14 protein-coding genes are annotated in these 26,200 nt (G+C 40.9%); 9 read left to right on the forward strand and 5 right to left on the reverse strand.

All coding sequences use genetic code 11. The features are described 5' to 3' along the window. The first annotated feature begins 138 nt into the window (after positions 1-138). Positions 139-1,305 (forward strand): aspartate aminotransferase family protein, encoded by a 1,167-nt coding sequence (locus M2408_RS23175; protein ID WP_259186971.1) that lies wholly within the window; start codon positions 139-141, stop codon positions 1,303-1,305. A 227-nt stretch (positions 1,306-1,532) separates the two neighbouring features. Beyond that, the gene (locus tag M2408_RS23180; RefSeq protein ID WP_259186972.1) at positions 1,533-1,949 is read left to right on the forward strand and encodes an NUDIX domain-containing protein; all 417 of its coding nucleotides are present in this window, start codon (positions 1,533-1,535) and stop codon (positions 1,947-1,949) included. A 20-nt stretch (positions 1,950-1,969) separates the two neighbouring features. On the opposite strand, the gene M2408_RS23185 is transcribed toward M2408_RS23180, so the two are convergent. From M2408_RS23185 to M2408_RS23195, 3 genes are all read right to left on the reverse strand, one after another. Then, positions 1,970-2,503 carry a hypothetical protein gene (locus M2408_RS23185; protein ID WP_259186973.1) on the reverse strand — a complete coding sequence of 178 codons (534 nt, stop codon included), beginning with the start codon at positions 2,501-2,503 and terminating at the stop codon, positions 1,970-1,972. Positions 2,504-2,583: 80 nt separating this feature from the next. Next, complete coding sequence (locus M2408_RS23190) at positions 2,584-3,852, reverse strand: hypothetical protein (RefSeq protein ID WP_259186974.1); 1,269 nt, start codon at positions 3,850-3,852, stop codon at positions 2,584-2,586. A gap of 252 nt (positions 3,853-4,104) precedes the next feature. After that, complete coding sequence (locus M2408_RS23195) at positions 4,105-7,275, reverse strand: AsmA-like C-terminal region-containing protein (RefSeq protein ID WP_259186975.1); 3,171 nt, start codon at positions 7,273-7,275, stop codon at positions 4,105-4,107. Positions 7,276-7,453: 178 nt separating this feature from the next. On the opposite strand from M2408_RS23195, the gene M2408_RS23200 reads away from it, so the two are divergent. The 7 genes from M2408_RS23200 to M2408_RS23230 all read left to right on the forward strand — a co-directional run bounded on the left by M2408_RS23200 (position 7,454) and on the right by M2408_RS23230 (position 22,129). Continuing rightward, entirely contained in the window at positions 7,454-8,803 is a 1,350-nt protein-coding gene (locus tag M2408_RS23200; RefSeq protein WP_259186976.1) for a sensor histidine kinase, read from the forward strand. 310 nt (positions 8,804-9,113) lie between these two features. Then, the gene (locus tag M2408_RS23205) at positions 9,114-11,717 is read left to right on the forward strand and encodes a zinc-dependent metalloprotease (protein ID WP_259186977.1); all 2,604 of its coding nucleotides are present in this window, start codon (positions 9,114-9,116) and stop codon (positions 11,715-11,717) included. Between the two features lie 34 nt (positions 11,718-11,751). After that, positions 11,752-15,090 carry a SusC/RagA family TonB-linked outer membrane protein gene (locus M2408_RS23210; protein ID WP_259186978.1) on the forward strand — a complete coding sequence of 1,113 codons (3,339 nt, stop codon included), beginning with the start codon at positions 11,752-11,754 and terminating at the stop codon, positions 15,088-15,090. A 20-nt stretch (positions 15,091-15,110) separates the two neighbouring features. Continuing rightward, complete coding sequence (locus M2408_RS23215) at positions 15,111-16,430, forward strand: RagB/SusD family nutrient uptake outer membrane protein (RefSeq protein WP_259186979.1); 1,320 nt, start codon at positions 15,111-15,113, stop codon at positions 16,428-16,430. 76 nt (positions 16,431-16,506) lie between these two features. Continuing rightward, complete coding sequence (locus M2408_RS23220; RefSeq protein ID WP_259186980.1) at positions 16,507-17,232, forward strand: LytTR family DNA-binding domain-containing protein; 726 nt, start codon at positions 16,507-16,509, stop codon at positions 17,230-17,232. Between the two features lie 263 nt (positions 17,233-17,495). Then, on the forward strand, positions 17,496-20,606 hold the full coding sequence (locus M2408_RS23225) for a TonB-dependent receptor (protein WP_259186981.1): 3,111 nt from the start codon (positions 17,496-17,498) through the stop codon (positions 20,604-20,606). A gap of 38 nt (positions 20,607-20,644) precedes the next feature. Then, the gene (locus M2408_RS23230; protein WP_259186982.1) at positions 20,645-22,129 is read left to right on the forward strand and encodes a RagB/SusD family nutrient uptake outer membrane protein; all 1,485 of its coding nucleotides are present in this window, start codon (positions 20,645-20,647) and stop codon (positions 22,127-22,129) included. A gap of 309 nt (positions 22,130-22,438) precedes the next feature. Here the strand turns inward: M2408_RS23230 and M2408_RS23235 are convergent, their stop codons facing one another. Together M2408_RS23235 and M2408_RS23240 are read right to left on the reverse strand one after the other, a co-directional pair. After that, entirely contained in the window at positions 22,439-23,620 is a 1,182-nt protein-coding gene (locus M2408_RS23235) for a PepSY domain-containing protein (protein WP_259186983.1), read from the reverse strand. Continuing rightward, a complete protein-coding gene (locus tag M2408_RS23240) occupies positions 23,621-25,951 on the reverse strand; it encodes a TonB-dependent receptor (protein WP_259186984.1) in 2,331 nt (776 codons plus the stop codon). Between the last annotated feature and the right edge of the window lie 249 nt (positions 25,952-26,200).

Here is a 26,200-nt window from a genome sequence, read left to right on the forward strand (position 1 = left end):
TTGTTCGGGTATTGGGTTTGAGATGAGCTGTTTACTTCTGGTGATAGTAACTGGACTATTTGCTTTAAATTGATCCTGGACTACCTGTAAGGAAGGATTTAATCTGATTTTTGGGTTTAACTAAATCTTGACCATTTGATGAAACCATTTCCTGTATTTGAAAAATTGGATATCCAGATTGAACGTGCGGCTGGCTGTTTCGTATATGACCATCAGCAACAGGCCTATTTGGATATGTATGGCGGACATGCTGTTGTCGCTGTGGGGCATACACATCCGCATGTTGTCGATAGTACCTTGCAACAGTTGGGCAAGATTGGCTTCTATTCGAATACGATATACAATGACTTGCAGCATCAACTTGCACATCAATTGGGCCTGATGAGCGGATACACCGACTATGCGGTATTTTTTTCGAATTCTGGTGCCGAAGCAAATGAAAATGCTTTGAAACTAGCCTCGTTTTTTACAGGGAGAAAAAAGGTCTTATCCTTATCTAATGCCTTTCATGGCAGAACCTCCGGTGCTGTATCAGCGACTGATAATACGAGCCTCCGTGCTGCTGTAAATGATAATGGTCATTACTTTTTCAGTCCATTCAATGAGTTGTCCAGTTTGAGAAAACAATTGGAAACCGAGGCATATTGCGCAGTGATTGTGGAACCGATTCAGGGAGTAGGTGGAATTCAGGTCGCCACAGATGAATTTCTACAGGAAGTCAGAGCGATCTGTACAAAAACAGGCACCTTGCTTATTCTCGATGAAATCCAATCGGGATATGGCCGTACCGGAAAGTTCTTTGCGCATCAGCATGCCGGAATAAAGGGGGATCTGGTTACTGTGGCGAAGGGAATAGCCAACGGTTTCCCTATGGCTGCGACTATTATTTCTCCTGCTATCAATCCACTCATGGGGCAATTGGGGACGACTTTTGGGGGCAATCATCTGGCCTGCGCCACTGCAATAGCGGTATTGGAGGTTCTCCGGGATGAAAAGCTGATTGATAATGCGGCGCAGGTAGGTGGTTTTTTAATAAGTGAATTGAAGGATATCGCTGCTGTGGCTGAGGTGAGGGGCAAAGGGTTGATGATCGGCGTAGAGTTTGATGCTGATATACAACAACTGCGACAGGAGCTGCTATTTGACGAGAAGATCTTTACTGGATATGCCGGTGCTTATACATTAAGGCTGCTGCCACCGTTAAGCTTTACAATGGAGCATGCACAGATTTTTTTAAGGAGCTTAAAGAAATCGCTTGAAAAAAATAGCCGTTATTTCCAAAACCGTTCTTATCACATGGGATAGTTAGTGAAGAACTGTATACTGAAGCCTTTTATGCGAATAAAGGGAATTGCCTATCAGTTGTAATTCGTGAAGAACTGCATGTCGCTTTCCAGGGCCGTATTCTATTAATGAACCCTGTCTGAGGGGATGTTTTTTGAATGGGTGAGTTTAGCTTTTTTCTTGTATTAATGACGTCAAAAAAGTAATTTCACAACAGATACTTTAATTAGATAGATATACGGAAACAGATGTCGACAATTACAAAGGGTTTACCAACAGCCGGATTGATTAGTATAGCGGATAACAAAATATTACTGGCCTACAGCAATAATAAAAAAGCTTGGTACCTGCCGGGTGGTAAAATAGATGCGGGGGAGGATTCTTTACAATCACTCCGTCGTGAGATTTCAGAGGAATTGAACATAGATCTTGACCCGCAAAAGATTTCATACTATTGCCATATTACTGCTCCGGCCTATGGTATGATCCCTGAGCTGATCATGGAACAGGATTGTTTTCTGTATCCACTTACGGAAACGATACAACCAAGTAACGAAATAGGAGAAGTGAAGTACTTCTCCCATGAAGATTATTTACGCGAACCTATTCAGGTTATCGGTGTGTTGCATGTTTTTGATAAGTTGAAAGCAGATGGCCTGATTTAAGTTAAAGGCCATAACTATGCTTAAATACCATAGCCCTCATTGGCACAATTGATTGTTTTGGTATTTTGTATTGGATCTATCTTTCCAGTCTTGGTATTCAATCGCCAAGCTTTGAGAATCTTGTTGAAATATTCTTTGTCCTCCTCGACAACGCTAATAGCAACGATTTCGCTGTCAAATTTGTTGCCTATCCTACAGTTGCAAAGGCTAAGTTGTTCGTTGGCTTTGAGCTTACGAATATTGATTGTATCCAAGATCTTATATTTCACCTGGCCCTTTCCATTCTCCTTGTCATCAAGCAGTTCATTTAAAATACAGATCCCGTTTTTATCGCTGGTATAATATCCCGCCGCAAAGCGATAGTCACCACTTGCACTTTTGTTTGCGTCTATTACTGCACCTGATGCATGGGCATAGTTGGCCAATCCCGGAATTTCATTAATCTCCCGAAATATTTTTCCATATAATGGATTTTTCTGATTTTGAACGGTGTTAAAACCTGACCAACTGCAGATGGCCAATAATGCAAATAGTATACTTGTTAAATAACGCATAGCTTCGATTGATTTAAATACAGTATTAAAGATAATAAATCTCGTTAAATTCTTAAATTAAGATATTTATATTTTGCTCATCAACCTGTTAAGATGGACCATTCATACTTGGAAAAATCTACGGCAAATATACAGCGATTGACCTGACTGCCATTCTGTGCCCCGGCATTGGGTTCAAATTCGGTCAGACTCCAGAGATAACCATAAGTTGCTTCATAATATAGGGATTCGGCACCATAGGGCCATCTGTAACGGACGGTGTCATCTGCGCCATCGCTGTAGCGTGCCAATCTTGCATTGGATCCGTAGGAATTGCTCGGAGATCCTGTGCAGGATAGCCATGTCCGGTTTCCTTTTCGGAATACACCTTGGATCCCATGGGCATGGTTATCAGTAAATAGGCTGTTTTTTGGTGTAACTGTAACAATACCTGAATTTTGGAGTTTACCATCCGTATCAATGGGAAAGCCAAAAACTTGGGGTACGATTGCGGCATCAGCGCTGCCGGCATAGTATTGCCCGGTCCAAAATTGGGTTCCTTCATCATTGACTTGAATAGTTGAAAAGGGACTGGCATTATTGATCTTTTGATATCCTATTTGTGGTAGTATATACCGATAGTTGAATGCATATAAATTGCCATTGGCATCTTTTCCGCATTTCTCGCTGGTATCATCACCCGTGCTTACTTCAATAATTTTATCAAGATCGAACACCCTGACGCCCAGATTTGTGCTACTCAGGTATATTTTTCCTTTGAAGTAGGCGATTCCACCGGCATGTACTTTAAGTGGAGCATAAGTGCCATATTGTGTATGGCTTGTCGTTCCGCTAGGAATATCGGGTTGAACCAGAAGGATATGGCGGTAGGTCAGATAGGTACTCGAACTTGGGCTAATGTCGATCAGGGTAATACGGGAACCTTTGTGTTCAGCATTATTCCGAGCATACCAGCTGACCAAAAGATAACGGACTCCATCTTTTGTGAATCCGGCAATACCCTGTGGCCGCCAGATTGCCGTGGTTTCATCATCACTATTCCACCGGATACCCCGAACCCGATTTTCTTCGGGAATATTGAACCCATATACCTCGGTGTAAGCACTCCCACCAATGGCCTGACGGTTTTTGTTTACTTGGGAAGGATTTAGAAAACTGAATCCTGAATTGATATAGGTACTGGTATTGACATAATTGTTGACACTGACAGCTGCAGCAGTTGTGCTTGCTTTAAGTTTCGAAGCTGTTTCAGTTTCTGTGGACGTTGGAGCTATTTCATTTTTCTGACAGCCGACGCTCGCCACTGCAAGCGTAATAATCAATCCAAGTGTTTGTCTCTGAATCATCATTGTAGGTTTATGTAATCGTATACAATCCGAATAGCAAATAGTTTGTATGTTAATTGCGAAACTAAATGATTCAACTATTATTTGGATAAACGTAATATTAAATCTGTATTACGTTTGTTGTCTTTTTGTTTATAGTCGTTATTTTATGGGTTTTAGTGTTCCAACCTGCTGTAAATGAGTAGCCCCCTATCACTGATGTTATCTCATTAAACAAGATCAGTGATAGGGGGGTATATTTATCCGAAGCGCAACTTATTTTGCAGCCTCTGTTTTTTCTTTTTGGGATTCTTTGTATACTTTGCTATCTTCATCGTCCATGTCCATGTCGAGGTCCTCTTCTTTGTATTTTCCCATTTTAAGTTGAAAATTATCGGCGGTACCAGTGATGCGCATCGGTATTCCGAAGATTCCAAATGGTGGCAGTCCAAGTCTGAACCCGAGATTCATCCGTCCATCAAGTGTAACCTGGCCTTCAAATCGTGGTCTGAATCCCATCATCTTCATTTTGGTACGTTGGATGGTCATGACATTGTTCTTGATATGCGATTTGATGACGACTTTTTTCACTTCACCGTCTTTCAATTTTTCTTTTGAGGTGGATTCGCTGATGCCATTCAGTAATTTGAAACCTCTGAATTTAATCTGGTTCAAGGTCAGGCTACCCTCACCGACAATGGAAGGCATGACAGGTTGCATATTACCATTTAATAAACCGCCTAATTTATAATCCAGTGATACAAGACCATGTGCGTTTTTGGCAGCAGTGACCATTTCTCTAAACATTGGAATTTCCTTATAGGCACGTTGAATATCAAAGCTGTCCGCTTTTACGGCGTAGTCGAATGCGGCTCTGCGGGGATTTATTGGTCTATAATTTCCATTCATAGCTGCTTTTAATCCCGCTAGTTCAAAAGTGGTATTGTTGAGCGCCAGTTTGCCTTCTTTGACCTGTAGATCTCCCTTGAAATCTTTGATGTTCATGTTGTTGTAAGAAACAGTGTTGACTAAGCCCAGTACCTGAACATCCAGGTTTTTAGGCAAAAGGACCACACCTGTTTCTGAAGAAGAGGATGCTGCTGAAGGATTATCCGCGAAAACCATGAAATCATCAACGGTGATTTTTTTACTATTGAGTGTGAACTGTCCTTGTAAAGCGGCGTTGCTATTTGTCAGGTAGTTGATGATATTATTCATGTAACCTTTTACGGAGATCGAATTTCTACCGTAGTTGACCAGGAATCTGTCAAAGTTCATTTTCTCCTGATGGAAGCTAAAGTCACCACTTTTGATTGCAATAGGTTGAGGGAGTAGATCTGTCTGTACCTGGATCTTACCGATGTTGATGCGTCCACTATTGTGGAGTCTGGCATAACGGCCACTCGTCGCATCGCTCTGAAGACCTTTGAGACTGAAATCTGTATGGATAAAACCATCAACGTTGGTTCCGTCCAAAGCAAAAAACTTATAGATAGGACCAAGGTTGAGTTTTCCTTTGGACTGAATGTTATAGTTGATGTTATTGAAATTGCGCAGATCTGCATTTAGGAAAAATGGTTCTCCTGCGAAGGTAAATGAAACGGGTAGTATCTTGACGCTCAGATCACGTAAAGATCCCTTCTCGCTATTCACGAAGGCTTCAATATGTATATTTTCCATTGGAATAGGATACTCCTTGGATTTGATAAACCCATCTTTCATTACAATGGAAGTATTGGTTTCCGGAAAAATATTCCGTTTAAGATCAACATAACCTTTTGCATTGAGGTTTACATCGATCAACCCTGCTAGTTCGATATCTTTGATCGGGTAGAAGCTTTTGATATCGGCCAAATTGAATAAGGCTTTGAGATCAGACTGTACCGCAATTTTATTGAAATCTGTTATCGAAACATAACCTTTAATATAATTGCTGAGCGCCTGAATCGAGATATCGTGAATAGAAATGGATGCGCTTTTCATTTTGCCATCCGGATCTTTTGCTTCGAGACGATAAGCGATCTTGTCAAGTCCTTTTGGGAGATCAGCTAGTTTGAAATGGCCGTCTGTGAGGGTGTTTTTGATATCAAATGTCGGTATGGAAGCGATATACTCCTGCTCGCGTTTTTGAAGACCAATTTTGCGGATTGCTTTGGCATAGGTTCCGTTGATTTTTGCGTCAAGATTCCATCGTCCGCCCAAAGAGAAACCTGGGAATTGTAGTGAAGAATATAATATGCCCAGGTCGAGGTCGCTTTTCATATCAGCATGTACAGTCACAGGGTGCAGTCCTGCGATTTGTCCTTTTGCGTTGAAGTAACCCGATGCGACTTTAAAGTCAAATTGTTTCAGGTCAATCCTGAGCGAGTCAGGGTTTAAGGCCGGAAGATCAATCTTTAATTTTGCGTTCCAGTCAGTCAATGGATTATTGGATTGTTTATAGGCCATATATCCGTTGTTGATGGTGAGTCCCAGGGATAAATCAGGCATCTCATTATTGTCAACAATATAGTCGCCAATTAAATTCACAAATACTTCGGAAGTACCTTTGACGGATAGATCTTTTATCCATGATGCGTAACTATTGGGAACCAATGACAGCAATTCACTCAGGGTGCTCTCCTGGGATTTTAACTTGAAGTCCAGGTGGTAACCGTGCGATATAAAGGATAATAATCCCCGGAACCGAACTGGTAACTGGTTTATTTTTATGTCGTTTCGTTCGAATATGAATGATAAATTATCGGTATTGATGCGTGTCAATAAGTTGGCATCAATTGATTTTTTGTCGACATAGAGTTCATTGTCAAAGGAAAAAGAAAAAGCGGCAATCTTGGCTCTGGTATTTAAATCAAAGATATTCGACATCAGATCACCTTTACCCTCGTAGTCCAGATCTTTTGCGTCAATCCACAGTGGAATAGATTGGTCTTCGTAATGCAGATTGGTCTTTTCAAATTTAATCAGTTGAAAGGCCAATGCGTTACTCTCGGAATTATCTTTTGTCTTGGTGGAATCCGTTGGTGTAGACTTGTATATGTTGTAGTTGGCGTTACCTAAGGAATCAACCAGAATATTGATTTTCCCCTGGTTAACGATAAACTTGTCAATAATGATTTTTGATTTGAGTAGGCTCATGAGGTCAATCCCAAAGCTTACCTGCTTGGCTGCAAGCAGGGTGTCTTTTTTGAATGGTTCCGAGCCCTTTAACAACACATCATCCATTGACGCTGTCAATAGCGGGAATTGATCAAAGAAGGTCAATCTGACCTTTGTATAGTTGAGCTCCCCATTGATATGCTCGTTTGCCAGCGACTTAACTTTGTCGTTTACTTCTTTTTCGAAGACGTAGGGAATGGATAATATACAAAGAATGCATAGTGCTATGAAGCTTACTAACCCGATAGAGATTCGTTTGGCAAGCTTTAGAAATGTTGCTTTTGACACAGTGTTGTTTTTTTGTGGCTACAAAAGTCCGAAAATTATTGCTAAAGTCCATTGATAGACAGATTTATTTTGATACTACTAAAGAAATATGTGGTTTTTTATTGACAAATGAGTGGGCAAAGTCCTTTCTTATCAGGTAGTTTTGTATTGCTCGAAAATTTTCCTGTATTTTTGCAGGGTGAATTTTCGATTTAAAAATGCTGAACAGAAAAATAGTACCATCCTGATTTTCTGTTTGCTTTTGTTGTTGTTGATAGGTGGGGGGCTGCTCGGTATTATCCACCATAAAATAGATCGACTGAATAAAAGAATATTGGTAGATTTTGCCGATGAAAACATGTTGCTGGTGAATAAGCAGCTGGAATTGTTACAACAGGAGCTATACAAGTCTGAGAAAAGATTGGTTGATGCCGTACCATCAGGGGATATCCGTCGTGATTCCTTACTTATCCTCATTCCGGCTAGTCACTTGGACCGTGTCGACAATAAGATGTGGATACTGCTTAAAACGCGTACAATACAACATCGTTTATACCATGTCTATGTCGATATTGAAAAATTAAATGCTTATTTCGCCAATCTCTATTTTGGCAGAAGGGCTTATTTTGAAATATATAGCGATAAAGGGATCTGTATCGTTTCACCTGAAAACCGAAAATGGGGGCGCCCGAAGGATAGTGATATTATTACACAGGGAAAGATCGTCAAGTCGGATTACCTAAAGCTGGATGTGATGGTTACTTCCTACCCCTGTTCCATTATTTTTGTGGGCGGTGAAATTCGGGTAAGTGTCTTGTTATTGACTATTGAGGAGGAAGTCCAGGAGGTGATGACCTATAGTATTTTACTTGGAGTTGGTTTGATGCTTGTTGCACTAGCACTTATCTATTTTAATGTGCTTGAGCGGCGCAAAATTCAGCAGCTCAAATTAATGGCTTTACAGCAGGAAAACGAATATACGCAGATGCGTCTGGTCCAATTGCGGCAACAGATCAATCCACATTTTTTGTTCAATACGTTTGGTTCACTCCAATATCTCATCGGTAAGGATAATGATCTGGCCAAGTCATTCGTTGGCAAGATGACCAAGGTCTATCGTAAAATGCTGCGTACGGATGAGTCGGACTGGTCTTCGCTACAAGAGGAACTGGAACTGGCCAGAGCTTATTTCTTTTTGCAGCAGGTGCGTTTTGGAACAGCGTTGAAGGATATGGAGATCTCCATTCCAATGGATGTGATGGGAGCGAAGCTACCACGGTTGGCCTTGCAGATGCTGGTGGAAAATGCGATCAAACATACACGGATTTCGACGGAAAATCCACTTCAGATCCATATTGTTTATCTATCGGATGCCAATATTATCAAAGTAAGCAACAATTGGCAGCCACGACAGGGGACAGAGGTGGAAGGTGAAGGATATGGGCTTAATTATTTGGTATCTATGTATGCCCACTATACGTTGGATGGTTTTGACTTTGGAACAGAAGAAGGACGTTTTTTTGTCAACTTACCCTTGCTAGATCGTTAAAATAGCGTAAGGACAAGTCTGTTAAGCACGTGTTCATAGTTTCGATGCGCGTGTTCATACGTTGGAAATACGGGCTCGTCCCTTTCGTGATGATTCTGTACAATATTTTTAACAAATTTGGCTTCTGATCTAGGAATTTAATTGCAAGATTAACCTAATCTTATTCGGACGAAATGATCTTCAGCTCAATAGCGCTTGATAAGAGAACTATCATGAGTAGGTGATCACTACAATGCCATTGAAAAACAAACCGGGTGCAACAAATGCATGTATGCTATTGAAAAACAGCACTCAGAAATAATTATTCTAAATGAACAACACTTATACCAAGCTAGCCCTTAGCCTCTTGTTTTCGGCAGGCCTCATGCAATCTTGTTCTGTATTGCAAACTGTAGGTTTACGAAAAAAAGAGACTGTTACCTCTGCGAAAGATTCTACCGCCAAGAAAGATACGACGATTGCCTATGACAAACTGTTTAAAGACGCGCGCGTGGATAGCGGCATGTTTGGTGTGATCCGAAAGGAAAATAATTATTACTTTGAAATTCCATTGAAAAAAATGGGACAGGACATTCTCCTGATCCAAAAATTGTCTTCCGTTCCCTTGGCGCTGAATGAAGCTGGTGTAAATAAGGGAATGAATTATGAAAATAAGGTCATTCGATTTACCCTGCGCAAAGAAAAGAAAGAAGTCTGGGTTTCGGAGATTAAACCTCAGGTAGAAGTGCCTAAAGCTGATGCGATTGCTGCATCGGTTAATGATAATTATCGTCCCTCTTACATTGAATCGTTTAAAGTTGAGAGTTATTCAAAAGACTCAAGTGCCGTGGTGATAAAAGTCAATAAAGTGTTTGACGGATCGGAAAAGAGCTTTACGGATGTTTTCACCTCTTTGGGTTTAGGTACTTCTCCTAAAACCAGTATATCCACGATCGAAGAAATTAAGTCGTATTCCAATAATATTGTTGTGAAATCGGTACTGTCGACAAAAGTAACCGAAGGAAATGAATCGGTGCCGGTTTCATTAGAGGTTACAAGTAACCTTTATGAACTGCCTGAAACGCCGATGGTGGCGCGTTTTGCGGATCCCCGTATTGGCTTTTTTACGTCACCACGTTGGTACTTTAACGATAAACAACAGGAGCTGGATAAAAAAAAACTGGTTAACCGCTGGAGGCTTGAACCGAAAGATGAGGACAAAGCCCGTTACCTGAAAGGTGAATTGGTAGAACCAAAGAAACCTATTGTTTTTTATCTGGATCCGGCCACACCAAAACAATGGCGGCAAGCCATCATCAATGGTGTTCACGATTGGCAGGAAGCCTTTGAGGCGGCAGGTTTTAAGAATGCGATTTTGGCAAAACAGCAACCGGATAGTATCAAATTTGATCCCGATGATGCAAATGTATCTTCCATTGTATACGCTGCGTCAGCGCAGGCCAATGCGATGGGGCCATCTGTAGTGGATCCACGGTCTGGAGAAATTTTGGAGGCGGATGTTATCTGGTGGCATAACGTGATGACGATCCTAAATAGCTGGATGCGGATACAAACAGGTATCGTCGATACTTCAGTGCGATCGAATGTATTTTCGGATGAAAAAATGGCCCATGCCATTCGTTTTGTTTCTTCACATGAGATTGGACATACCTTGGGGCTGATGCACAATATGGGTTCGTCGGCAAGTTTTCCGGTAGATTCACTTCGTAGTAAAAGCTTTACCGCAAAAATGGGCGGTACGGCACCATCAATTATGGATTATGCGCGCTTCAACTATGTGGCGCAGCCTGAAGATGGTGTTGAACAGATTACACCAGTGATCGGAACTTATGACAAATATGCTATTGGATGGGCTTACCGTTGGTATGGCAAAACACAGCCTTGGGATGAAATACCGTTGTTGCGCAAAGAAATTGATGCCCATGTGCATGACCCGATATATCATTACGGTGAACAACAAGATTCCAAAAATATTGTTGACCCAAGGGCACAGTCCGAAGATCTTGGTGACGATGCAATGAAAGCCGGTGAATATGGGATGAAAAATTTGCGTCGCATGATGCCAAATATCATCAACTGGACCACGAATACGGGGGATGACTATTATCGTGCCGGTAAATTGTATATGGGCGTCGTTGGTCAATGGTATGCTTATGCTGACCATGTGCTCAATAATATTGGTGGTATTTATCTTGAAAATGCTGTTTTGGGCGACCAGAAAAATGCGTATAGCCCAGTACCTAAAGAGAAGCAGGTAGCTGCACTGGAATATTTAAAGAAAAATGTGTTCTATATGCCAGAGTGGTTATTTGTTCCGGAACTGATGGCGAAAACTTTCCCTTTAAGAGATTCACCTATGGGACCGTTTGAATATGCACCCTATAATCTGCAGCGCGAATTTCAGTATGCTATGCTCTACAAATTGGTCAACGATGAGCGCCTATTGCGCATGGTCGAAATGGAAAATCTCTTTGGCGACAAGAAAGCATGGAGTGCACCTGCATTTTTAGCATCGGTACGTAAAGAGATCTTTGCAAAAACGATCAGTGGACAGGCATTGGATCTCAAAACGCGCATGTTGCAACAGAATTACGTGGATGTACTGATGGTCTCTACGAATAAGTCCATGGAGAAATTAAATGCGAAGAAATTAGCTGGTGTCGAACAATTGATTGAGGGAACTCAACCTAATCTATGCTTGCATCCGCATCACACTGCTTCTGCTCAAACGGGTTTACGTAATGTACATGTCACAGGAATGATCCGTACATCGGATATGCTGACCTATAAACGTGCTGAACTGTATGAGATCTACCAATTGTTGAAACAGAAACAACGGACAGGAGATGCCACAACAAAGGCACATTATATGGATCTGCAATTGCGTATTGCAAATACCCTGGAATTGAACTAATATATTAACATCTATTATATCAACATCTACCAAAATGAATAAGTTTTTAATACCGCTGACCTTTATGTGTGTGCAAATGGCGCATGCACAGGAATCCAAGGAGCTGAAAGGAAAGGTACTGGATGCGGTCACATTAAAGCCAGTCGTGGGGGCGACGGTTGTTGTCGAAAGTTCGGCAGTAGCGGAAGACATTGGCGTACCCAATCAGGTACAACAATCTGCATTGGGGTCTTTGACTGACGCTTCGGGCGAATTTCGCCTAAAAGTTCCAGGAAACTTAAAATACGTCACCATTAGTTATGTGGGATACCAACGTATTCAGGTTCCGGTATTTCAGGATCACAGAACGATTTTGCTACAACCGAGTGGTGAATCACTGGATGAAGTAATCGTAACAGGGTATACCGATATCAAAAAACGTAAAAATACAACTGCATATAATAAAATCAATGTAGCTGATATCAAGCAGACAGGCGTTGCATCTATTGATGAAATGCTTGCTGGTCAGGTAGCAGGTTTACAATTGAGCAATTTTAATGGTGGTCCAAATAGCGCACCACAGATCCGTATTCGCGGTACAGTATCACTCAATGGTACAAAGGATCCATTGTGGGTTATTGATGGATTACCCATAGAAGGGACAGAATTGCCGAATCGGATTGATAAGGATAACCTGAATAGTCTGAATAATCTTCCGATCGCAGGAATCAATCCCGATGATATTGCAGATATCACGGTATTAAAAGATGCGGCAGCAACTTCGATCTACGGTGCACGTGCTGCTAACGGCGTTATTGTGATCACAACAAAAAGAGGTAAATCCGGTCCGGCGAAATTGCAGGTCTCAGCGAATACCTTTGTGACCGAACGCCCTGACTTTGGCAAACTCAACTTGATGAATGCTAACGAGAAGGTGGATTTTGAGCTATTGATGGCTAACCGCACCGACTTGAATTATCGTACAGGTAAGGGGGCAGTTATGCGTATCCTGGATAACGCAGATGCATTGGATGCTTATCGTTCGGGTGGATTAGCCGCTTTATCTCCGGATGTGCAGCAATCTATCAATCAATTGCGCCTTCAGCAAACAGACTGGGGAAAAGAGTTGTACCGTCAGGCATTAAACCAGCAGTATTCAGCCTCGATATCTGGGGGTAATGACGCGCATCGTTATTATCTGTCCAGCGGTTTTTATGATGAAAAAGGAGCAACTAAAGGAGCAGATCTACGCCGTTATTCATTGACATTAAACAATGATTTCAATATCAACGATCGGTTTAAAGCGGGAATTAATCTACTAGGGTCGATTTCAAACAGACGAAACCCGATCCAGGATGACGATGCATTTACCAATCCGAGTAATTATATGCGTTTGGTTAATCCATATTTGACTGTACGCGATCAATCTGGGAAGTATAGCTACGATCCGGATATCGAAGGCTATGAAAAAGATACTTACATTCCTTTCAATGCAATAGAGGAGCGGGAAAATACCAAATATGCATTGACAAATAAGGCATTGAAAGCGATTGGTTACCTGGAATATACCATTATACCACAATTGTCTTTACGTACCGAATTTGGCTTGCAGTTTGATGAAAATAGTATGGAACGATTTGCCGATCAGGAAAGTTACAACACCCGTAAATTGCGTGCTGCAACAAGGTATTACGATTCCGCGAGTAAAACGTTTAAATATTTTTTACCTACGGGCGGTAAAATTGAAAATAACCATAATAGCATTTTTCAATACAACTGGAAAACTTACTTAAAATACAACAAAACCTGGAATGAAAAGCATGAGCTGGAACTCATGGGCGGAACAGAACTGAGACGGAGTAAGAATACAATGGTTTCATCCAAAGGTTTTGGGTATAACCCATCAACTTTGACCACACAGAATATTGTTTTTCCGAATAGCAACTATCAGGATGATCAACGATTTAATCCCTACAAAAAAGGGTTTATAGAGAATTCATATGCCTCTTTTTATGGAAATGCGACTTATACCTTTGACCGCAAATATAATGTCTATGGTAGCATTCGTTATGATGGTTCCAATATGTTTGGGGTAGATCCGCAATATCGTTTTCTGCCGATCTGGTCATTGTCTGGATCATGGAATGTGTTGGAAGAAGAATTCATCAAAGGCAAGACGGCTTTATCTGATCTCCGTGTCCGTGCTTCCTATGGTATTCAGGGAAATGTGGATCGCAATACCTATCCGTTTATTGTTGGAAACTATGACAATTCAACGATACTACCTGGATATCCAGAAGGAACAGTAGTGGTAGGTATGCCTGCCAATGACAAATTACGTTGGGAACGCACACAATCTTATAACGCTGGAATTGATTTGGGGCTTTGGAAAAATAGGCTGAATATTACAGTTGATTATTACAATAGAACAAGTAAAGACCTGATTGCAAATAGTGCCTTACCTATGGAAAATGGTTTCCAGGATGTCCAGGTAAACTGGGCTTCGGCAAGAAATCAGGGGGTGGAATTGACTATATCAAGCCGTCAGATTCAGACCGAAAAATTCTCCTGGTCAACGGATTTTAACATCGCCCACAATAATAATAAATTATTGAAGGTTATGAATAATCCCAAAGCTTATGCACCAGAGACACAAGAGGGGCGTCCGATCAATGGTATGTATGTACTGGAAACAGCTGGATTGGATAAAGACGGTGTGATGCAGTTCAGAAATCAGGATGGCTCTGTTTCGAGCTTTGAAGAGTTTTACGGATTATATGATCCTTGGGCAGATTTCTTACCAGGATACACCTCCCAAACGAGCATGACTGCAGCAGATTACCGTGCTAAATTTAAATATAAAGGCAGTAAAGATCCGAAATTTGTAGGTGGTATGACCAACCGTTTCCGCTATGCGAATTTTGATCTGGCGATTTCAGCTGTATTCAATTTAGAGCGTTGGGTAAGCCGTACACCAACTTACAATCCGGCTAAAGTAGATCGAGGGCAAAATTATACGAAGGATCTCCTGATGGCACTTCAGGGGAAAGCAGCCCTGCCAGCATTGGGAAGTATCAGTTCGGAACTAAATGACCGTTGGATGGCTTATGGTTGGATGGAAAGCAATGATCCGATCAATTCATTTAATCAGTACGATATCTGGGCGAAGAAAATGAGTTATGTTCGTATCAATAGTATCCGTCTAGGGTATACGTTGCCAGCGGCCATGAGCAAGAAGATTGGTGCTAGCAATTTACGTGTGAATGTAGAGGGACGAAACCTGTTTGTTTTCGGAGCGAATTATGAAGGATATTTTGATCCAGAAACCTACGGTAACTATTATGCACAGCCGATCAGCAAATCTTTTGCTTTTGGTCTTTCGGCAAGTTTTTAATTCTTTTAATTGATTATAAAATGAAGAAGATAGTTTATTTTGGAATGATCATGACAGCTAGTGTATTGACTTCCTGCAATAAATACTTAGATATACAACCGGTGGGGACGGTCATTCCTACCTCGGAAAGTGATTTTAGAGGCTTGATGACGAGCAGTTATGTTGGCTTTCCGGCACATAAATCGTATCTGTCTTTACGTACTGACGAATTACTTTTGGATGAAAGTTCTACAGATGCTGCCCGAACCAAAGATATTTATCTCTGGAATGATCAAAATCCCGATCCGGCAACCATTGCTTATCCGTATTTGGCCTTCTATAAGAGTATTTTCTATAGTAACCAGATCATCAGTACGATTGACGAAAAATTGACGAGCAACGCTAACGTCGATCAGATCAAAGGTGAGGCTTACCTGATGCGTGCCTATGCGCATTTTGAATTACTGAATTGCTATAGTGAAGTCTATTCACCAAGCAATGTAGGTTTGCGAGGAGTTCCGCTGTCGACCAAAATCGACCTGGAACAACGTTTTGTGCCGGCAACCATAGGCGACTCGTATACTCAGGTGTTATCAGATATGGAGAAGGGGACAGCATTGCTTACGGTAGACGATCAGGCCAAAGGCGCAAATTACCGTTTTAGCAAGCGTGGAGCATATGCAATGGCATCACGTCTTCATTTGTATCGCGGGGAATGGAAAGAGGCAATTGAAACAGCTGAAAAAGCATTGACTATAAATAGTAAATTGGTCGATCTAAACGCTATTGGAAGTAAGCTGCCGAACGATTTTGAGTCGGAAGAGATGATTATGGCGTTGGAGAAAGTATCTATTCCAGAAGTTCGTTCGAGTTCATTTATTTCGCCCTCTCTATTGTCGTCTTACTCAGATGGTGATTTGAGAAAGGGACGTTACTTCCAAAAAAGAGGTGGTGACTATGTATCTCTTAAAGGCGGAGAAAATCGCTTTAATGTCAGTTTCAGAAACGCTGAACTTTATTTGACGATCGCCGAATGCAATGTGCGTTTGGGAAATACGGCGGAAGCGCTAAAATATCTATCCGCATTGAAGAAAAACAGATTTACGGCTGATACCTATACAGAACAAGTCAAAGCTGACGCGAATTTGTCCAAAGAACAATTGCTGGATGCTGTATTACTTGAACGTAAACGTGAATTAGCACTCGAAGGTTTACGTTGGTATGATTTAAAACGCACAACGAGACCTACCCTAACACATACTAGTTTTGGTAGAACGGTGACCTTGCAGCAAAACGATCCGCGTTATGTGATCCGTTATCCACAGGAAGCGATCAATAATAATCCAGATCTATTAAAATAAGGTCAATTTTTTTTAATCCTTTATATATTAATCCATTTTCTTTCTTAGGAAATGGATTTTTTATTACATTCAACCCATGGGATGGAATATATTGATTGTCGAAGACGAAGACTGGGCTTTTGTAGGCTTAAAGGAGATGTTGACAGACCTTTATGGGGACAGCACATTGACCTTTACCAATGCAAAGGAGATCCAGGAAGCCGTGAAGACCATCAATAAGCATCATTTTGACCTGATCTTTATGGATATCCATCTGATGGATGGACTGAGTTTTGAAATATTTAAACAGGTATCGATTGATGTGCCGCTTATTTTTACAACTGCCTATGAACAATATGCATTGGAAGCTTTTCAAAATCAAGGTTATGCCTATCTGTTAAAACCTTTCGAGGCAGAGGAACTCGCGCAGATCATGAAACGTATTGAGCCACTATTACCCAAAGCTGAGTTGCGTCTAAAGAAGCGCTTTTTGGTGAAGTATGGTAACTTTTTAAAGTCCTTGGCGATTGCCGATATTGCCTACTTTATGGCAGAAGATAAAGAACTATATGCGGTGGAAAAAGAGTCAGGTGTAGCCTATATTATTGAAGATAGTCTGGTCCACTTGGTGACTCAGGTAGATCCATTCGTTTTTTTTCAAATTAATAGAAAATTTCTTATTCGTATTGATTCCATTCAGTCTATGTTAAAAATAAGTCGGAATAGAATTAAATTGGAACTAATTCCCCAAACTCCAAAGGGAATTGAAGTTATTGTTAGCGAAGAGCGTTCCCCAAATTTTCAGCGCTGGCTAGATCAATAATAATTTGTTAGCTTGCTTACTATCAACTTGTTGTCCTGGGTGGCATCTGTAATCGTTTGTTTTTCAATTATTTATTTTTTTATAAAAAATGTATAGTAAATTAGTATAGATTATATTATATTTGCGATCTGATAAAATCTATCAATTTAGTAGATTTTTAAACACACTACGTTTTGCCATATTTTTTGGTGATATAATTACATTGAATTTATTTATTTTCTATATATTTATTATACTTAACTCATTTATTAAATATCCTTAATATGCACTCAACATTCAAATACATTCCTATTGTAGCATTAGCGCTGTCTAGTACCAGTATGAATAAACTGTATGCACAGCAACGTTCCATTCAGGGGAAAGTGACCGATGCCAATACTGGGCAGGCACTTCCTGGCGTAAGTGTGCGTGTATCTGATCAAAATAAATCGACACTGACGAACGCTAAGGGGGAGTTTACGATCAGTACCACAGGTAAAGATGACCCGTTCCTGGAGTTTTCTTTTATAGGTTACGAATCGCAACAACTGAGAGCCACCGGAGGTACTATCTCTTTGGCTTTGAAACCATCAAGTACAGACCTGGATGAAGTCGTCGTGGTGGCTTATGGCACTTCTAAACGTACAAATATCACGGGGTCAGTGAGTACTGTGAGTAGTAAAGCGATCGAGAACAGACAGGTTTCTAATATTACTAAAGCACTGGAGGGGCAGGTACCGGGATTACAATCGGTCGCGTCTTCAGGTCAACCAGGAACTGGGGCTAGTATACGGATTAGGGGTATTGGATCAGTCAATGCTTCGAGTGCACCATTGATTGTTGTGGATGGGAGTCCGTATATGGGGGATATCAATTCATTGAATCCAAACGATATTCAGTCTATTTCGGTATTAAAGGATGCTGCCTCCAGTGCACTTTATGGTTCTAGAGGGGCTAATGGTGTTGTTATTATTACCACAAAATCAGGTAGAGCTTCTGACGATACCAAAATTACGCTCAATTTTACACAGGGATATTCAACACGAGCGGTTCGTGATTACGATAAGGTGACCACAGATGAATATTTTCAATTGTATTGGGAAGCTTTATATAACAAAGAGTTGACCAATCCAAAAAATACCGCAGAACAGGCTGCCAAAAATGCAAGCGCATTGGTGCTTGAAGATTTAAATATCAATCCTTATGGTAGCAACTTTCCACAACCAGTAGGATTAGATGGAAAACTTGTGGCTGGGGCGAAGGCGCTTTGGGATGACCCCTGGACAGATGTTCTACAGCGAACAGGTGTACGTACGCAGGCAGATTTGGGTTTTAGTGGTGGTGGAGCAAAAAGTACCTATTATATTTCTGGTGGATATCTGAATGATCAGGGAATTGCAATAGAATCTGGTTTTAAACGCTATAACCTGCGGGCAAATATTGACAGTAAAGTCAAATCCTGGTTGAATGTCGGTCTAAATATCGGTGGTAGCAGTACACTACAGAAATATCCGCAATCGGAGGACAGTAATACAGCCAATATCATCAACTTTACCAGACTGGTTCCTTCCTTTTATCCGTATTATGAACGCAATCCTGATGGATCCTATGTGGAGAAAGATGGAAAAAGGGTCTATGATTTTGGTGAGTATAGGCCTAGTGGTGCTACTCCACGAAATAATCTAGCCGCTTCATTGCCACTGGATAAAAATGATATCCGTAGAGACAATCTGTCAGCACGTGCTTATCTGGAGGCCTTATTGACCAGTAATCTTAAATTGAAATCGACTTATAGTGTTGATTATATTAATGGGAATACACATAATTATACAAACCCATTGCTGGGTGATGGTGTAAATACGGGCGGTTCGGTATCCCGTTCAAGTGCACGTACTGTTTCCCAGACCTGGAACAATCTATTGACCTACGAGAAACAGTTCGGGCTGAATTATATCAATGTGTTGGGTGGGCAGGAATATTATACTTTTAATAGTAGTAATATCAGTGGTAGCCGCGATCGTTTTGTTCTGCCGGGCTTCTATGAGCCTGCAGCTGCCTCGCAATTAAATGATTTTACGGGATCTAGTGTTGACTATCGCTTATTGAGCTTTTTAGGAAGAGCAGAATATAACTACAATAGCAAGTATTATTTATCAGCTTCATTACGAACTGACGGTTCTGCTCGTTTTCATAAAGATACTCGTTGGGGGACTTTCTGGTCTGTCGGTGGTTCATGGAAAATAGCGGAAGAGGAATTTTTGAAGGGTAAGACGGTATTGGATCAATTGACGCTTAGGGCAAGTTATGGTGGGCAGGGAAATGATAATTTACCCACATATTATGAGTATCAAGCACTCTATGAAATTGCCAATAATAATGGTAAAGGTGGAACTTATACGGAAAGGTTGGGAACACCACTCCTGAAATGGGAGTCCAACCTCAATATGAATGTGGGGCTTGATGTTTCGGCTTTTAAAAATAGAGTTGCCTTAAATGTCGAATATTATATCAGAAAGAGTAAAGATCTTTTATTCACCATGCCAATGGTTCCTTCTACGGGTTATACCGGATACAGTGCAAATGCGGGGGCAATGCAAAATACAGGGATAGACGTTGATATCCGTACAATACCTGTACGTAATGAGAATTTCAGGTGGAATCTAGATGTGAATTTTTCCCACTTTAAAAATAAGATCACATCCCTGCCTAAGGATAATAAACCGATCAATACAGGTAATAAGTTGATGCGCGTAGGTGGAAGTTTGTACGATTTTTTTATTCCTGAATGGGCTGGCGTTAATTCGGAAAGTGGGCTGCCAGAGTGGTATATTGCAGATAAGGACGGTTATAGGACGGATGCAAAAACCTCCGAGTATGGAAAGGCGGGCAATGTTATTGGACCAAGCGCTTTGCCTGATCTTATGGGTGGTATCCAAAACAGTTTTACTTACAAAAATTTTGATCTGTCCGCATTAGTCAGTTTCAGCTTGGGTGGAAAAATTTTAGATAGCGATTATGTTCAGGTGATGCATAATGGTAGTAATCCCGGGAGAGCCTGGTCAAAGGAAATATTGGAGCGTTGGACACCTGAAAATACACAGACTGATGTGCCTAAATTAACAACAGATAACCTGAGTTGGACATCATCATCGACACGCTTTTTGTACAGTGCGACCTATGCACGACTTAAAAATGTAAGTCTGGGCTATAGCTTACCTGCAGCTCTTACCAAGCGGATTAATATTGATAAGCTTCGTGTATTTGTTACTGGTGAAAATTTATTGACGTTCTATGGTCATCAGGGAATGGATCCAGAGCAGACTGTCAATGGTGCTACTTATTTTCGTTATCCAGCAATGCGCACGATTTCAGGAGGCCTTCAACTTGCTTTTTAAACCGCTGGACTGTTAATTAAAAAAATCAAATAAGAATCATGAAACTAAAAATTGTATATATCGTATTGGCACTTTCATTGGCAAATACCGCCTGTAAAGATGCTTTGGAGACATCTCCAACTACATCAGTGCCAGCGGATGAGATTTATAAGAATACGGACAACATTGCTACAGTGATCAATGGAACCTGGGGATACCTGAATGAAACGTTTAATACTTTTGCAAATCCGGGGTATACCGCTGTGATGAGAACAAGCGATGCCATGGGAAGTGATGTTGCGGTGACCACAAAATATGGGTACAGGGATGCTTATGCATTCACTGAATTAAGCAATAGTCGTTCAAGTCGTGTAGCCTTTTTTTGGACCTTATTTTATAAGGTGATCGACAATGCTAATAATGTGATCGCAAAAGTTGATGGCGCTGTCGGACCAGTGGAAGCTAAAAATGTATTAAAGGGGCAGGCTAAAGTATTACGAGCTTTTTCCTACCTTAATTTGGCTTCTTTTTATCAGTTTAGCTATTTGAAAGACAAGAGTGCGAAATCGGTTCCGATTTATACCGAGCCCAGTACATTGGAAACTCAGGGACATCCAAAAGCAACACAGGAAGAAGTTTATAAACTTATAGTGCAAGATTTGAAAGATAGTGAAACCCTTCTTGCGACTGCTAAACGCGAAGCAAAGTATGATATTAACATTGATGTCGTGAACGGATTGCTTGCACGGGCGTATCTACAGATTGGAGAATGGAAGCTTGCAGCTGAATACGCTGGCAAAGCTGCCAAAGGTTATCCACTGATGAGTGCCGCCGCTTATAATGAAGGGTTTAATGATCTGGGTAATTCGGAATGGATCTGGGGACACTTACAGACGAATGAACAGAGTGTAGCGAGTTATTCATTCCATTATATGGATGTGTCGTCTGCAGGCTCTTATTATTATAGCTATATGGCTGATCCATATTTTAAACAATTATTTGACAATGGTGATATTCGTACTAGCCTGTTCGAGTGGGATGGTTTAAAAGGAAGAGAAGGATTTTTACGTTATAAAAAGTTTAAGTTTAAATCGAATTTAATCGGTGATATCGTTTATATGCGTTCGGCTGAGATGGTTTTGATCGAAGCAGAAGGTTATGCACAAGCTGGAGAAAAAGAAAAAGCGATAAGCGCTTTGAATACATTGCGCAAAGCAAGGAATGCAAAGCTATTTGTTGACGGTGACCAGGCTAAATTGATTTCAGAGATTTTAATTGAGCGTAGAAAAGAGCTTTGGGGTGAGGGGTTTGCACTGTCGGATATCCTTCGGACACAAGGAAAGGTTGATCGGAAAGCGTACGTCGATGATAAAGGCAATTCAATTATGGTCGATGTAGTTGGAGAAGATGGAGTTGTAAAAAAAGTTAGCGCCAAAGGTCATCGTGTCATTCAGTTTCCTAACAATACCCAATTTGTAGAAAATAGCCCTTATTATTTGTTTTCGATTCCGTTTACGGAAATTGATCGAAATGAAAACCTGTAAGAGGTATGGTCACTTATTCGTGTAGGTGGCATATGCCTGAAAGGTGATAGTACCTCTAAGACGGGAATATTTAAACAAAATATTGCAGAGGAGCGAACAAAGTTAAAGGAGAAAAGGGTTGTCCAAATGTTGGACAACCCTTTTCTCAATTTTGGTTCAATTTGTTTTATTACGATCGCTGGATTCGAACCTATTCAGCTTGTTCATTTACGACTATAAGCTATTACGAGTTGAAATCCTGATTGCTTACTTTTCCACATTATGTTGATAACTGTGTTGAGAAACTGTTTAAAAGAAAATACCCGGTTATTAACAGCACTTATTAACATTATGTTGATAACCCTTCTTTTTCTTTGTCTTCTTGCTTTTGTTCAGCCAGATAATATACCCTGTGATTGGCAGGGAAGCACAAAAAAGACTGGCGATAAAAGCAATAATCTTTGTTCCCAAGCCACCGATACTGCCGGTGTGGATGTCATAATTGAGCGATCCAAGTTTATCTCCGAACCGCAAGTTGTCACCGCTTTTGATTTGTTTTAAACTGGCCTCTTTTCTGTCGAAATATAACCAGTTAAAGACACCGCTTCGTTTTTCATACCTTCTGATTTGAATATCGACTTCTTGCTCTGTTTCTTTTTTCAACCGGATGGAAAGCATTTCGGCCTGCGGATAATTTTTGAGACTATAGTGCAGTGCATTGTCCTGAAATTTTTCATAAGCTAAGGGGATTGGTGTCGGGACAGCTAGCGTTTTAGATGTCGCTTCCTGTTGAAAAAGATTAAATGTAGCGATATAGGTCTTTTTGAATCCCGGAAATGCGAATGCCAAACCTGTAATAGCAAAAGCCAGTGCAATAAAAAGGCTATAGAAGCCAATCACATTGTGCAGATCGTGATTTAACCGTTTCCATTTAACTTTTGTGTCTACCCAAAAGCTCCTGCGGAGATTTTTTCCCTTCCATTTTTTCGGCCACCACAATACGATCCCGCTCAATAGAATGACAATAAATAGCGCTGTAGACCAACTGACTAAAGCATGACCATATTTTTTTCCCAGCAACAAATTGAGATGGAGTTGTAATACCAGTTGAAAAAACTCTGTCTTTGTGTTTTCAACCTGTTGCACCTTACCTGTATAAGGATTGATGAATACCCTTTTATAATAGCGAAAGTAATTCCAATGGCCAAAGGCTGTCTCATCTGTTTTCATGGCACGAAATACCCAGGTTCGATCTTTCGCGGGATAGAGGTCTACACGGGAGATTTTCTGCCCCTCGTCAAGACTATGCTGCGCATTATGCAGTAAGGTGCTTAAAGGGAGTGGATCTGAGGAGCTGTCAACAAGGGATATAAAATACTTTTCGGGATAAGCCCATAGTTTGAGCTCATCCTGAAAGGTATATATACATCCTGTTATACTTAAAATGAATACAATAATGCCGGTGATTATCCCGAGCCATTTATGCAGCCAAAGTATGCTCGACTTGATCATCTAAAATTTGTAATTGATATTAAAGGAAGCCATCATTCCCTGACCTCTTACATATTCCTCATTTAACGCACGGTATTGACTTACAACTGGGTAGTAGTTCTTATTGAAAAGATTTTCAACGCCTAGTCCCAATGACCATTGTTTGTTGATCTGATAATTACCATTTAAGTTAAAAAGATCTACTGGTTTAACCGGCCCCTCGCTGTTTTTATATACACCTTTGTCGTTAGGCAGGAATCTGTCACGAGCCCCGGTATGTACCCAGAATAATTGAAAGGTCAATGGTTTGATCGGGGTATAATAGATATATCCCGTCGCTTTGATCGGAGCGATACGTGAGCCATTGAGGTAGGATTTCGTGCCGTCTTCTTTTTTCGATTTTCCCTCCACATAAGCATAAGTTCCACCTACAGTCAGTTGGGGACTGATGGTTGCACTTAGGGCTACTTCATATCCATAGACATCCTCAGGAAGTCGTTGTGGCATCAGATAACCACCAATGTCTACAAGTTCCACACCCATTTTTGAAGTACTATAATAGTAGGAAGCAGATAATTGGAAAATACTGTAGTTGCTGGAAAACCCGATTTCATAGTTATTGGTAATGATGGGATCTGTTTTTAGACTATCTAGATCGTTGTCGGTTGCCCTGCGGACAATTCTGCCAAGTTCATTGATGGCAAAACCCTGTGAAAAGCTTATGAAAGGGTTAAAGAACGAATATTTATTATAACGGAGACCGGCATTGAACGTAGCTCCTTTATACGGTATTTCGCCGCCTTTAACAGCGATGCTACCCGCATTGTCCGGACCTGTAGCAATGGTGTTGAAATCTTTTATTTTGACGGTTGCATTTTCATAACGGACCCCACCTTTGAAAATTAGATTTTCTAGAAAATCAATCTTTACTTGGGCATAAGGCGCCACGTTGAGCATATTCATATAAGGAATATAGACTCTACCGTCTGTCAGGTTTTGATCCGTGACATCATTCAGGAGATCAATTCCGTAAGTGACATCCGCGTTAGAACCAAATACTTGAAAAGGCGTGTTGAGATTGATACGCAATCCTTTTTTCTCGGAGTTGATCTGTGTTTGGCCGGGACCATACCATGCCGATGCTTTTTCAACATAACGATTCATGGATCGAAAGGTGTTGTAATAGGCCGATGCAACGAGAGAAGTGGAGGCAAAAAGATTATTTTTCGTATAAGTCAGCATCGCATTGTGGTTGTAAGGCGTGCCGGCAGGTTTGCCAGGATCATCTCCTTTTACACCGATAGTCGGGGATTGTCCATAGACACCCGTTTGGCTGATGTATCTGTTGTGCTGGTTGCTTCGATAAAAATTATATACAGCGGATAGATTGGAACTGTTATCGATGCTGTAGCCAAGTTTGAGGAATGCATTGTATTGATAGGTATTTGAAAGACCATCTGTCTGACCGAGGGCTGTTCCATCACCATCGCGCTGAAGACCCACATAATCCGCCGATCCGCTGACGGTGTAATCCCAGCTGTTTTTTCGGCCATATAATGTTTGGGCGGCACGATAGCCCAACGTTCCGCCACTGTTTATAGGATTGAAGGTTGTTCTCAGGCTGGTAATTCCTTGGATAGGAGCTGAATCTTTTGCTGGATTGCGCGTGATGTAGTTGATAATCCCGCCGGCTGAGCCATTTCCATAGATGGAGGTTGCTCCTTTAATAACTTCCACGCGTTCAATAACACTGGGATCAATAGTGCGTAGATCGCGCTGTCCATTCATTAATGGTGTGGATTGTGGGATCCCATCTATTAAAACCAGTACAGATCGCCCGCGTAAAGTCTGACCTGAATTGGTTGCTTTGTTGGTAGCCGTACCCAGTCCTGGAATTGTATTGCCAAGTATTGTTGAAAGATTGGTGCTGATCTGGCTCTGTGCCTCGATCTCTTTTGTTGTTAAAATGGATACAGACGAGGGAACTGTAGAGATACTTTCGGCTTTACGACCAGCGGTAACAATAATCTCGTCTAAAGTCTGTGTTGCATTTAACTGAAATAGGATAGGACCACTGACCGTATCTAAACTCACCATTTTTTCAAGGGCTGAGTAACCGGTATAGGAAACACGAAATTGAAGTGGGCCATTTGTCGGTACTTTAGCGAGATAAAATTGCCCCTGCTGATTTGAGTAACCAATGTTTTTCCCATTGAGCCTGATATTAGCTTGAGCCACTGGTTGATTTTCTGTATTTTTAACGAGGAGAGATAACTCTTGTGCATGTAACTGAGTCCCGAGAAGGACAAGGCTTCCTGCTGCGAACATCATATATCGTGTTCTATTCTTCATGGTAGTTTATTTAGATCAAATATAAATTGATGCAAATATAGAATATTTAATTTTTCTTCATCTAAAAAACTGCTATTTTTTTCGCTTAATATGCTCATCTAGCGGCTGTCTCATTCAAAAAATTACCAACTATAAATAGGAATACAATTTGGAGGGGCTTTCTTGATCATCAGGAATATTAAGGAATAGAGGAATGTTTTACCATCGTATAGGGGCTGTAGCAGAAAATCTATTCGATGTTGTTAAGCT

This window comes from Sphingobacterium sp. BIGb0165, from assembly GCF_024810095.1.
Lineage (GTDB): Bacteria > Bacteroidota > Bacteroidia > Sphingobacteriales > Sphingobacteriaceae > Sphingobacterium > Sphingobacterium detergens.